Below are 13,222 nucleotides of genomic sequence, written 5' to 3'. Positions count from 1 at the left end.
CTGCCCTTTGTTGAACTGGCCAATGGCGGTGCCAGCAGCAAAGTTCAGCTGACAGGTAACTACTTCTCGTTTGCCGATGTAAAACCTTACCACGATGTGAAAGCCGGATATGCCGGGTTTAGCGACGATTATCAATTGGCACAGGAAACTCAGGAAGTAACTGCCGATATGGGTAGTTCTTTAACATGGGAATTAGCTGTTGATGGAAGCGAGGCGTATGCCTGGTTTAAAGATAACGGTGAAGAACCTGTTTCTACTGAAAGCAGTTACAGCATTGCTTCTGTTTCGAAAGCTGACAACGGAGTATATGTTTGCAAAGTTCAAAGCAGCTCGGTTCCTGATTTCGATATTCGTGCAACTTATATCCTGAATGGAGGAACAGTAATTCCAGTTTTTGAATCGGCAACTACCAGCGAAGATGGTTCTGTGATTTATGTTAAATTTGATTACGACATGGCTGATGCTGCTGATCAGGCAGAGAACTTTACAGTAACAATAGACGAAACGACAGCAACAGTTACTGCTGTTACTTTAGATTCAGATGATGCAACAACCTTGGTATTGAGCATTGATCCGGTTGTTCCGGATGACAAGGCTGTTGTGACATTGACTTATACTCCGGGAGCCTTGCAAGGTGCAACAGGTGGAGCCGTTGCTGCTTTTGGACCTGTTGATGTAGGCAATGTGGTAAAAACTGGTGTAAACGACTTTGGTTTGCAAGTACGTTTATATCCAAATCCTGTTTCAGACATGTTGTATGTAAACGGACAGTCAAAAATTGATGAAATCAGAGTAATGGATTTCTCCGGTAAAACAATTATTCAAATGGATAATATCAATGACAATCACGCACATTTGTCATTGCAAGATCTCGATAATGGAATGTATCTCATAGGCATTCGATCAAATCAAAAGCAATTAGTTCAGAAAATAGTAAAGAACTAAGAAAAAGGAAAGAGAAAGAAGCACCTGAAAGGGTGCTTCTTTTAATTCATTTCAATTCTTTCAGCAGGAATCATCTCATCCTTACTCAAAATGAATCTTCTGCTGAACCTACCCAGCTATATTAAAAAGGATTAATCAGGTAAATCATTAAAATTTAAAATCTAAATTATGAAACGAACTTAAATTTTAATCATTTCAAATTCATAAAAAGACAAAATGATTAAATTTTATGTGCGTTCCATCTTATACAAACCAATTCATTAAATCTAATAAGATGAAAATAATAAACCCTTTTATACTGATTATCCTCATTTTTATCTCATTTAGTTGTGAGAAGAATAATCTTGAAGAGTTAGAGAACAACAAAAACACCACAAGTTCAAATTTAAAATCAACTGTTATTGCAGGAGATTTCACCGTTCTAACTTACAATATTGCAGGTCTGCCTGAGCTTATCTCAAGTGGTAATCCGGCAGTAAATACACCAAAGATTTCAGTGCTTGTAAACGATTACGATATTGTTCAGGTGCAGGAAGATTTCAACTATCATGCTGCACTTTATGCCGACGATTATCATCCTTATAGAACGGCTACAAGTGGCGGCGTTCCGTTTGGCGATGGATTAAATACGTTGTCTAATTTTCCGTTTTCCGACGATATTGAACGGATCGCATGGGACGACTGTAGCAATACTGATGGAAATTGCCTTACACCCAAAGGTTTTACATTAAACCGTATTCGTCTTGAGGAGGGAGTATACCTCGATGTTTACAACTTTCACACAGGTGCCGGCGATGTTGAAGCTGCTTTAGATGCACGTCGTAAAAACATCATCCAAATAGTGAATTACATCAATGCAAATTCAGCAGGTAATGCTGTTTTGTTAACAGGTGACTCGAATTGCCGCTACACACGTTTAGGTGACAACATACGATTAGTAGCCAGTGAAACCGGCGCTACCGATGTTTGGCTTCAAATGATTAAGGATGGTATTGCACCAACACAAGGTGACGACGCTTTGGTTTGTGAAGGTTCTACAATTATTACAGATTACGAATGTGAGATTGTAGATAAAATCTTTTACAGAAGCAATAATTTTATTACACTTACTCCTTTGGAGTTTACCTATGAAGACTCGACTTTTCGTGATGAAAACGGAGACATGTTATCAGATCACAGACCGGTATTTACCCATTTTCAATATGCCCTTAACAGCAACCTGAAAATGAGTGATCAGTTTGGAGGTCCTCATGGAACCAGTTATAACGATGCTAATAATATTCCTGCAAATCCTGTAGTAGGTATTGTTGGAATCAGAACCGGCAGCAGGGTAGATCAAATCAACATCATGCTAAGCAATGGCACATGGTTTACTCACGGCGGTTATGGCGGAGATTATCATTATTTAAGTCTTGCTTCAGGTGAATATTTGAAGTCTGTAAAACTATGTTCCGGACAGAAAGATGGACATACTCGAATTTTCTATACCAAGTTTACGACCAGTAACGGAAGAACGCTTGCAGGTGGTTCAACCACCGATTCATCGGTTACATATACAGCACCTGATGGTTGGCAAATTGTTGGCTTCCACGGACGGTCAGGCGACGAAATAGATAAAATGGGTGTCATTTATGCTCCCGTAAATTAATTATTTTTTTTGATTAGTCAGTTTTTATATAGTTGGGTTCTTTTTATAATTATTACACATAAAACGATTCCTAATTAATTTTTGAGTTAGAATGTATCTTGTATTTGTACCTATGAATTCTTTTAGAAATATTTTATTTATCGCGTTATCGGTTGTTTTTTTTAATTTATCAGCATGTAAAAAAACGTCAGACACCTGTCAATCCGAAGGAACCGAAAAGGAATTTATTGTAGGGCTTCGCGAGGTTTCTTATCCTTTGCCTGTTGTTGATTATATTGGAAATAACAACTTCAACTTCGAAAAAAGCAGAAGCATAGACGACAATCCAATTGCTTACATCCTTCGTGGAATAAACGATATTTGGAAAGGAACTACCGATGAATATCAAAGTGCATCATCGGAGAATGGCCCTGGTAACGAAGACCGTGAAAAAGGTAACCCAATTGTCGATTCAGTTGTCTGGGCAAGAAACATTCAATACGTAATAAGGGCAACACATAATCGTACCGACGAAGAAACTGTTTTAGCATATTTAGATGAAAACAGATCAAAATACTATAGTGTAATCGATGGCTTTGGCCCCTTAACCGAAGATTATGTGAAAAACTCAGGTGCATACGTCGATCTGCCAAAAACTACAACCGACCAGATTTTAAGAAATTACCATTATAAAAGTGTTTATAACGATGATGCTGTGTTTGCAGGATCAGAAGAGAGTCCTCTAGGTGCAGTTGTTAAATTAAACAAAGCATTTCGAGATATAAATTCAAGTTCTAATCCTGTAAAATATCTTTACTCAACCCCCAGACCATGGCGAATGAATGATTATGGTGCCGTAATTTTCAAAGGGACTACTTATGACACCACCACTCATAGTCCAACTTACAGCTGCATTGATTACATGGGGCAGGAAACACTGGAGATTTTCGACATATACGAAAGCAGTGTAAAAATTGTTCCCGGCTTAATGTGTTCAAGAAAAAATCACCAAATAATTTATGACGACGAACATCCTACACTACAGGATTTATATACAAACACCACAGAAAACAGAAGAACAGATAATGCCTATCCAAGCGGGCATACCAATGCGGGTTTTCTATCTTCACTAGCCTATGCGTATGCATTTCCTGAAAGATTCAGCGAGTTAGTATACCGGGGAGCCCAGTTGGGCGAAAACCGGATTGTTGTCGGCATGCATTCCCCTGTTGATGTTATTGGCGGTAAAATTATGGCGCTTTCTATGGCCTGTGCGGCCTTAAATAATCCAACGGTAGCAAAAAATGCAGAAGAAGCAGTTCGTGTAATGAAAGAATTTTTTGGGGCAAAGGCCGACAGTGCAAATTTAAGCTTGTACGACTTTGCCCATTCCAAAGAAGAAAACCCGACCGGATATATTCTTGGAGATTTTGTTAATCCCGAAGTATTCAACAATAACTATTACAATGATAAGGCAGAATTGAAAAAAATCTTCAGGGAAAGAATGACCTACGGTTTTCCTCAGGATTCAACAAAAGCAAATCAAGCTCCCATTGTCCCCAAAGGTGCAGAGGCCATATTAAAATCCCGGTTTCCATATTTGAGCGATAATCAGAGGCGAGTTGTTCTGTATACCACAGAAATTCCTTCTGGCTATAAAATTCTGGACAAAACAAATGGATGGGGAAGGATTGATTTGCTTGCTGCGGCAGACGGATATGGTTCTATAATTGGAAAGGTATGTGTCGATATGGATGCTTCATTGGGAGGATTTAATGCTCTAGATACATGGGGAAATGATATTGATGGAGAAGGACTGCTTATAAAGAAAGGTAGTGGAAAATTAATACTTACAGGTAATAATTCCTATATTGGTAAAACCCTTATTGCTAATGGCACTTTGAGTACAACATCAAGAAGTGCATTGGGAATCAGTGATGTTAAGATTGAAGAAAGTGGAATACTTGAAGTCATTGAACCGCTGGAAATAAAAGGTGGACTTTATTCGAAAGGCGGGACTATTTCTGTTCATGTAAGTTCAACCGATACAGCACAGATTATGGTAGGCGGCAAAACAAAATTGGAGAATGCAATTCTAATGATCAATTTTGATCAGAACACCGAACTGAAAACAGGAGATCAATTTGTAATTATTAAGGCAAAAGAATTAATAGATAATTTTAAAAACATCACCGCGAACAAAAAAGAAGTTACCGGGAAAGTACTTGATAATACCTTGTACGTAGTTGTTGAATAGTTTAACTGATAGATAATTTCAAGATGAAGAAATCATATTTTGTCTCTATATTATTTGTGTTTATTGTAGCAAATAGCTTGGCGCAATCGGATCAATTTACCGCTTCCTATTTTGAGAAACTAAATAACACGCACGACGTTGTTTCCTTACCCAAGTGGGGGCCCTACTCAAAACGATATGCCGGCATTTCACACATTCCCGATATCCAAAAAGGAATGCGCTTTGACATCACTGCCATACCGGGCTATTACCGCAACCGCGTGATGGTGCCCAATGTATTGTTCGAATCTGGCTACTATCCATGGGACATCAGCTCCGATCTTTCCAAAATCACCTATCGCTACGAGATGGAATGGAAAGACCAGGTTTATGTGGATGTTACCTATTCCACCCTCGATACCTCAACGGTATTGGTAAGTATGAAATGTGTAAACAACACAAGCCTGCCTCAAGAACTTCAGCTTAACCTTGCCGGCTTTATCAACTATCCGGCACCCTATTCAAATGTAAAAGCAGTTTGCTCCAAAAGTATACAGTTTATCAATGCAACGGATTACAGCGATTTAGAATTCGCAACAGCACGCCCATCCGATCACCTGGTTTACGATGGCTGGCTAAGGGGCGAAGAACGAGATGCTGCATTTTTGAATGAAAATGGCATAGGGAAAGGCTTTGGAAAAGAAAAAGGCGACCAGGTAAGTTATGCGATTAATCTGAACGAAAAAGAAGGTGTTCTGACCATTCGTTATAAATTAGAGGAAAATAGCTCGAGCGAGCTCATTGCATCCGGTTTAGTAAACGAACCCATTTTGCTAAAAGCAAGTAGCCAATTCGAATTGATACAAATTCCATATAAATCTGAAAGCAGTCAAACCGAATTAAAACTAACAGCTTCCGGAGGAGGAGAAATAAAACTTGACGGGTTTTTTATAGGTCCTGAAACCGATTCGAAAGACATTCAAATTGTTCCACAACAAAAGCAATTCACTCCAGAATTCACAAAAGACCTTGAAACCGGAACGCTACTGCTAAAATACCCCGATGTGGATAATTATTATGGAATTGCCTGGGATTACCCTTCATCGTTTGTCCGTGAAATTCTGGACGAAGACCTCGATATTATTTTCCGCAAATACGTTCATGAACACAATTATTTGGTGTTCCCCGGTGACAACAACGGTCATTACATTAACGTATTCATGCGGCCTGTCGAAGTGGAAGCCATGAATGAAAATACGGTTTATGCTATTTTGTGCACCGGAAAAAAAGACGAAGTTCAAAACCGGATGAGCGCTTTCAGCAAAAATCCAAAACAGTTCACCTCAAAAGAGAAGGAATCGGATAATGCTTTTGCAGGCGATCTGGAGGATGGAAAACCTTACCGTTTCAGTCAGAACATGATGCGAACTGTTTTGCAATCGAACATTGTATATCCCATATACACGCAAGGTCAGTTCATCCGTCATTATACTCCCGGAAAATGGTGGAACAGCCTGTACACCTGGGATGGTGGCTTTATTGCTTTGGGACTTGCAGAAATAGATATTCAGAAATCTATTCAGTTTCTAAATACATACACCACTCCGGTTGGCAGCCAGTCGGCTTTCATTCACCATGGTTCGCCAGTACCTGTTCAAATGTACGCTTTTTACGATTTATGGAACAAAACCCAATCAAAAGAGCTGTTGAATTACTTCTATCCAAGGCTCAAACAGTATTATGAGTTCATGGCCGGACACACACACGGTTCAACCATCAATGGTTTTAAATCGAATCTGCTGAAAACCTGGGATTACTTTTATAACTCTGGAGGCTGGGACGATTATCCACCACAAAAAGCCGTTCGCGATAACCAGCTCGAACAGACCGTTTCGCCGGTAATTACCACAGCACACATGATCCGTGCAGCTAAAATCCTTCGCAAGGCAGCCATCGAAACAGGCAATAAAAAAGACTTAAAACAGTACGATACAGATATCAAAACCTTTACCAACGCCTTGCAAAACATTGCATGGGATGATGATGCCCAATATTTCAGTTATATGGTGCATGATGCAGATGGGAACCCAAAAGAATTTTATCGCGATCCCAAAAGCGGCGCCAACTTTAACATGGGACTCGATGGCGCATATCCCATTTTCTCGGGAATCTGTACACCCGAACAAGATTCAATTTTAATTGAAAGAATATTCTCCGAAGATCACATGTGGAGCAAGGCTGGCATTTGTGTAGTTGACAAACAGGCGCCTTACTACCGCATCGACGGTTATTGGAACGGCGCCGTTTGGATGCCTCACCAGTGGTTTATTTGGAAAGCCATGCTCGATTTGGGCAAAACCGATCTGGCCTGGAAAATAGCAGATAAAGCGCTCAACGTTTGGAAACGCGAAACCGACGAAACCTATTTCACCTATGAACACTGGTTTGCAAAGAATGCCCGTGGCGCAGGCTGGCATCAATTTGGAGCTTTATCCGATCCGGTTCTTATCTGGTACAATGCCTACTACAAACCCGGAACCGTTTCAACAGGTTTCGAAACATGGATCGAAGAACAGTCTTTCAATAACGATAACTCGAATTACACGGCCACACTTTCCTTCGATGAGGCCACTATAGCCCACCCACGAAGTATAATGGTTTGTATGAATCCTGATTTCGCTTATACGGTTTTCATCAACGGAAAAAAGGCTGAAAACAAAACAAGATACAAGGGTTTATTAGAGATTTTACTTCCTGTAAGCAACAAAACATGTTCTGTTTCAATTAAAAGGTTGTAGAATGAAAACAGGGGAAAAAGCATTAAATTGGAAATTCAGTCTTAAAAACTGCATTGTTTTTTATAGCATTCAATTTTTGCTTTTGACTGCCGTATTAATAATCACTCAATTGGTGGCAACATCATGTCAGTCCGCTGAAAAACCAAGTCCGGTCGATATGGTTTACCCGCAGCTAGATGCCGCCCATTCGCGCTGGTTTTACTTCTCATCCGCCTGTTGTCCGTTTGGAATGGTCAGCCTTTTTCCCGATAATAAAATCGATGGTGCATGGCGCAGTGGTTATCGTTATGGATTGGACACCATTAAAGATTTCAGCCATATTCACGATTGGCAACTTTCGGGTGTATCCGTAATGCCCGTTAGTTTCACCACAAACGAAATAAACGGCATTTTCGAAAGCTGGTCGTCCCATTTTTCACACGAAAATGAAACCGTAAAACCAGGCTATCATGCTGTTCTACTCGACCGTTACAATACTAAGGCTGAACTTACAGCAACCAATCGTGTGGGCCTTCATCGTTATACGTATCCATCAGGGAAAAACAATGGAATCATTTTTCAGTTAACAGGTCACTTAGGTCCCTCTGATCTTCCGGAAGGAGGCTTTGAGCAGATAAGCAATACTGAAATCAGGGGTTATGTTGTGAATGGGCCAACCATGCGCCGCCCTAAAAACACGCCCGTTTATTTCTGTGCACAATTCAATCAAGCCATTAAAGCCATCCATCTTTCAACATGCAATTCCACCGTTTCCAACTGGAAAGGAACGGACGGCAATATGTTGGTTGAATTTGATTCAGATAATAAGGAACCGCTCCTTATGAAAGTAGGTGTTTCTTTTACCAGCGAAGATGGAGCAGCAGAAAACCTGAAAGCTGAATTGCCCGAATGGAACTTCGATCAGATTGTGACCAATGCCCAAGACCAATGGAACGACATGCTTTCACGCATCGAAATTGAAGGAGGTACTAAACAACAGCAACGCCGCTTCTATACCGATTTGTGGCACGCTTTGCAAGGCCGTCGCATCATTAGCGATGCCGATGGGAAATATGCCGATATGACCGGCTCAGAGAAAATTGTTCGTCAGGTTCCGCTTGATACAAACGGTCGGCCTAAATTTCACATGCACAATTCCGATGCTTTCTGGGGAGCACAATGGACACTGAATACCCTTTGGGATTTGGTTTATCCTGAAATAACCGAAGAATTCTGCAATTCATTTCTTGAATATTACAAAAACGGCGGACTCGTTCCCCGTGGCCCGTCAGGCGGAAACTACACTTACGTAATGACCGGAGCATCAAGTACGCCATTTTTTGTCAGTGCTTATCAAAAGGGCATTCGCGGTTTCGATATCGATCTGGCTTATGAAGGCTTAAGAAAGAACCACTTGCCAGGAGGGTTAATGAGCAAAATCGGTTACGAACACAATACCGCCAAAGGCGGAGGGCTTGAGTACTACATTAAAAATGGCTATGTGCCTTACCCGCTTTCCGACACCATTTACGGAAGTCATCAGGACGGAGCAGCGATCACACTTGAAAACGCTTATCAGGACTGGTGTTTGGCTCAGCTTGCGAAAGCGCTTGGAATGGAAGAAGATTATAAAACTTTCATGAAACGGTCTGAAAACTTCAGGAACATTTTCAACGCTGATCTGGGATTCATGGTTCCTAAAGATAAAAGTGGCAACTGGAAGAATCCTTATGATCCGCTACTATACGACAATGGTTTTGAAGAAGCCAACGGAGCACAATCGACCTGGTTTGTTCCGCATAATTTACCTGAACTGTTTAAACTAATGGGGGGTGCTGATTCAGCAGTTGCCCGTTTGAACAGTTACTTTGAATATAGCCGCCAGTACCGTTTATGCAACGAACACCCCGAATTGGAAGATCAGGGACTGGACAAATACGTGAATGACCGCCGTACGTGGATCAATTATTCAAACCAGCCCAACAGTCAGGCCGCATTCATTTTCAACCATGCAGGCGCACCATGGCTCACCCAATACTGGAGCCGAATGGTTGTCGACAGCGCCTTTTCAGCACTCTCGCCATACTTTGGTTACAACGGCGACGAAGATCAGGGATTAATGGGGGCGCTCTCGGTGCTGATGAAAATGGGCATTTTCCAAATGACAGGTGGTTGTGAAGAAGATCCGGTTTATGAAATAGGTTCACCTGTTTTCGATAAAGTAACGGTACACTTAAACCCGAAGTATTATGAGGCCGATAAATTCAGTATCGAAACAAAAAACAACGGGAAACATTCACCTTATATTCAGGAAGCCAAACTGAACGGAAAAACGTTGGATGGTTATTATTTCAGGCATTCCGATATTAATTCGGGCGCCAGATTGATTCTGAACATGGGCACAAACCCGGTAAAGCAATCATTAGAACAGTAAACGGAACGAGATAACAAAGGGTGTAAGAAACCAGTTAAAATTAGATCATAATGCGAATAATCTTTCTTTCAATACTATTATCTATACTTTTTAGTTCAAATATTGGGCTGGCACAAGATTCAATCAAACACGAAATTGCCAGCGGTAAATATTCTCCCAACTGGGATTCCTTTATTGAAAATTATGAATGCCCCGAATGGTTTCGCGACGTAAAGTTCGGCATCTGGGCACATTGGTCGGCTCAATGCATTCCCGAAGACGGCGACTGGTATGCCCGCAATATGTACATACAAGGAACCAGGCAGTATAATTTCCATGTTGAGCATTACGGGCATCCTTCGGAATTTGGTTTCATGGAATTTGATTATTTGTGGAAAGCCGAAAACTGGAATCCCGATAAGCTGATGAAGCTGTACAAAAAAGCCGGTGCAAAATACTTTATGGCGCTGGCCAATCATCACGACAACTTTGATGCCTACAATTCAAAATACCATTCGTGGAATTCAGTAAATATAGGTCCGAAAAAAGACATTGTGGGAACATGGGAAAAAGTAGCCCGTAAAAACGGATTATACTTTGGGGTAAGTAACCATTCGGCACACGCCTGGCACTGGTTTCAACCTGCCTATGCCTACGATGCTGAAGGCGACATAGCCGGAGTGCGTTACGATGCTTACCAGTTAACCAAAGAAGACGGCAAAGGAAAATGGTGGGAAGGCCTCGATCCACAGGAGTTATACACTGGCCCCAATATGGTTGTGCCCGACAGCATTACTTCTATCGATGAAATGAAAAAATGGCACGATGACAACGATGGGCAATGGCTCGAAATTGCACCGAAAAACAATCCTGCGTATACTGAGAACTGGTATTTACGTGCTAAAGACCTCGTTGACCAGTACCAACCCGATATGGTTTATTTCGACAATTACGGTATTCCCATGGAACAGGCAGGCCTTGATGTAGTTGCCCATTATTACAATGCAAGTGAGCAATGGCACCACGGAAAACAGGCCGCGGTGGTAACGGCCAAAAGACTGGAACCCGGACAAGCCGAAGGTATTGTCGAAGATTACGAAAGAGGTTATGTCGATGATATAAAGCCTTACCCGTGGCAAACCTGCACCTGCATCGGGCACTGGCACTACGACAAAAAACTGTTGGAAGAAAACAGGTACAAAACATCGGCACAGGTTATTCATCAGCTTATCGACATTGTAAGTAAAAATGGAAACTTGCTTCTGAGTATTCCTATGAAAGGAGACGGAACAATCGACACACTTGAGGTAAAATTTCTGGAAGAAATGGCCGACTGGATGCAGAAAAATGGTGAAGCCATCTACAGCACACGCCCATGGAAAATATATGGAGAGGGGCCCACAAAAATCGAATCGGGCATGTTTAACGAAGATAAAATTCACTTCTCATCCCGAGATATACGTTTTACGACAAAAGGAAATACACTGTACGCATTGGCTCTGGGAACACCCGAAGATCAACGCATTCTCATCCGATCGCTGTCATTGAACAACGATCTGGCGAAAGGACTTAAGATTTCAGAAGTAAAAATATTGGGATCAAAACAAAATACAGAATGGGAACAAACCGGAGAGGGATTGCTGATCAAGTGGAATAAAGCACTTTACGAAAGTCCGGCCATCGCATTTAAAATTGAAGGCGCATTACCCGGTACAAAATAATGCCAGACTAAAACTGTGAGGTAAATGAATAAGAAATACCGTATATCTATAAGAGGATTAATTGTAGCCATTTTTCTGCTGATTGTGTTTGCCGGTGGTGAAATTGTTAAGCAGCGGGCGTTCAGTTATGGGTACAATCAGCAACAAGATTATCGGTATTCATTCACTACCGGCAATTCAACAATTATTGAAACAAAGCTGGAAAACAACCAACTTGATCTTTCCGGACTTCACTGCGGATACGGAACTGTTTTTGTTGAATTGGGAATACAGGCAACGTTGAGCAGCTTTTGGAAAGAACCCGAAGTAAAAATGATTGCCGGTAGCGATACCCTTTTTCAAAATTTTGAATGCCGGGCCAAAGGAATCCGTTACCTGAACATTAGCGGACTAAGCAGTGAAAAATCTCAAAGAATTCATCTCAGTTTTTCAGGCTGCAAACCAGTTGGACAATCGGTTAAACTAATTGCCTGTCCATATCCTGAATTACAGAAAGAAAGAATACTGATTCTTGCTCCTCACCCCGACGACGCTGAGATTTCAGCTTATGGATTGTATGCATCCTACCCCGAAAATACCTTTATTGCAACCATTACCGCCGGCGATGCAGGCAGCATGCGATACGACGAGCTTTACAGCGACTCCGTTCAACATTTCATTCAAAAAGGGAAAGTGCGGGTTTGGAACAGCCTTACTGTTCCTCAGCTGGGAGGCATTGCTCCCGAACATGCTATCAACTTAGGTTATTTCGATGCGTCACTGGCCCAAATGCATGCCGATACAACTGCTCATGGTTTTTCGCGCTACATCAAAACCGATGATATTCATTTGTTCCGATCAGCCAATTGTCCTGATTTGCCCGGTTCGTTGCAACCGTCCTCCACATGGTGCTCGCTGGTAAACGACATGAAGAACCTGTTGAAAAAAGTTCAACCAACAGCCATTGTTACCGTTTATCCTGTACTCGATTACCACCTCGACCATAAATTCACGACAGTGGCTATGCTTCAGGCAATGCAGGAAATGAAATACGATCAATGCCAGCTGTGGCTGTATACGAATCATTATCCAATGACAAAAATGTATCCCGATGGAAAAATAGGGAGCACAATTACAGTTCCTCCATACTTTGAAAACGCACCAATTTATTTTGACCAATTGTTGTCTGTTCCTCTTTCAAAAGCACAGCAAGGTGATAAAGCACTGGCTCTGGATGCCATGAATGACCTGCGTCCCGACACACAATATCGAAATACAAAAGCGTCGTGGGAACAAACGAAACAGAACTTTTGGGATAAATTATATCTGAAAGAATCAGACTATTTCAGAAGATCGGTGCGAAGTAACGAATTGTTTTTTGTGATTGAAGGGAAAAATGCCTTGCAACCTGACATTCAATCGAAAATTCTCCGAGAGCTTTAAAATACAGGCTATTAGACAATAGATTAAAGACAATAAAACGATGCTTTAGAAAGTAGCGCCAAGACGCTAAGAACGCCAAGA

Annotated in this window: 7 protein-coding genes; all 7 read left to right on the top strand. The window is 41.3% G+C overall.

What is annotated here, in order from left to right; genetic code table 11:
• Positions 1-945, top strand: a 945-nt coding sequence (locus FHS86_RS12285; RefSeq protein ID WP_429413908.1) for a T9SS type A sorting domain-containing protein, incomplete at its 5' end; no start/stop codon positions are given.
• Between the two features lie 274 nt (positions 946-1,219).
• Complete coding sequence (locus FHS86_RS12280) at positions 1,220-2,593, top strand: jacalin-like lectin (protein WP_429413905.1); 1,374 nt, start codon at positions 1,220-1,222, stop codon at positions 2,591-2,593.
• A gap of 91 nt (positions 2,594-2,684) precedes the next feature.
• On the top strand, positions 2,685-4,829 hold the full coding sequence (locus FHS86_RS12275; RefSeq protein ID WP_429413902.1) for a phosphatase PAP2 family protein: 2,145 nt from the start codon (positions 2,685-2,687) through the stop codon (positions 4,827-4,829).
• A gap of 23 nt (positions 4,830-4,852) precedes the next feature.
• On the top strand, positions 4,853-7,606 hold the full coding sequence (locus FHS86_RS12270; RefSeq protein WP_429413900.1) for an MGH1-like glycoside hydrolase domain-containing protein: 2,754 nt from the start codon (positions 4,853-4,855) through the stop codon (positions 7,604-7,606).
• A 1-nt stretch (position 7,607) separates the two neighbouring features.
• On the top strand, positions 7,608-10,019 hold the full coding sequence (locus FHS86_RS12265) for a GH92 family glycosyl hydrolase (protein ID WP_429413897.1): 2,412 nt from the start codon (positions 7,608-7,610) through the stop codon (positions 10,017-10,019).
• Positions 10,020-10,069: 50 nt separating this feature from the next.
• Complete coding sequence (locus FHS86_RS12260; RefSeq protein WP_429413894.1) at positions 10,070-11,719, top strand: alpha-L-fucosidase; 1,650 nt, start codon at positions 10,070-10,072, stop codon at positions 11,717-11,719.
• A 24-nt stretch (positions 11,720-11,743) separates the two neighbouring features.
• On the top strand, positions 11,744-13,141 hold the full coding sequence (locus FHS86_RS12255) for a PIG-L deacetylase family protein (protein ID WP_429413891.1): 1,398 nt from the start codon (positions 11,744-11,746) through the stop codon (positions 13,139-13,141).
• The last annotated feature ends 81 nt before the right edge of the window (positions 13,142-13,222 follow it).

It is taken from the genome of Roseimarinus sediminis, assembly GCF_050433125.1.
In the GTDB taxonomy this organism is placed as follows: Bacteria; Bacteroidota; Bacteroidia; order Bacteroidales; family Prolixibacteraceae; genus Roseimarinus; species Roseimarinus sediminis.
The sequence above is the reverse complement of the archived record's forward strand: the minus strand, read 5'-3'. Positions and strand labels throughout refer to the sequence as shown.

What these genes read in the sequence shown, in the direction of transcription:
- FHS86_RS12280 (WP_429413905.1), top strand. Translation starts at nt 1,220, where the DNA reads ATGAAAATAATAAACCCTTTTATACTGATTATCCTCATTTTTATCTCA.
- FHS86_RS12275 (WP_429413902.1), top strand. Translation starts at nt 2,685, where the DNA reads ATGTATCTTGTATTTGTACCTATGAATTCTTTTAGAAATATTTTATTT.
- FHS86_RS12270 (WP_429413900.1), top strand. Translation starts at nt 4,853, where the DNA reads ATGAAGAAATCATATTTTGTCTCTATATTATTTGTGTTTATTGTAGCA.
- FHS86_RS12265 (WP_429413897.1), top strand. Translation starts at nt 7,608, where the DNA reads ATGAAAACAGGGGAAAAAGCATTAAATTGGAAATTCAGTCTTAAAAAC.
- FHS86_RS12260 (WP_429413894.1), top strand. Translation starts at nt 10,070, where the DNA reads ATGCGAATAATCTTTCTTTCAATACTATTATCTATACTTTTTAGTTCA.
- FHS86_RS12255 (WP_429413891.1), top strand. Translation starts at nt 11,744, where the DNA reads ATGAATAAGAAATACCGTATATCTATAAGAGGATTAATTGTAGCCATT.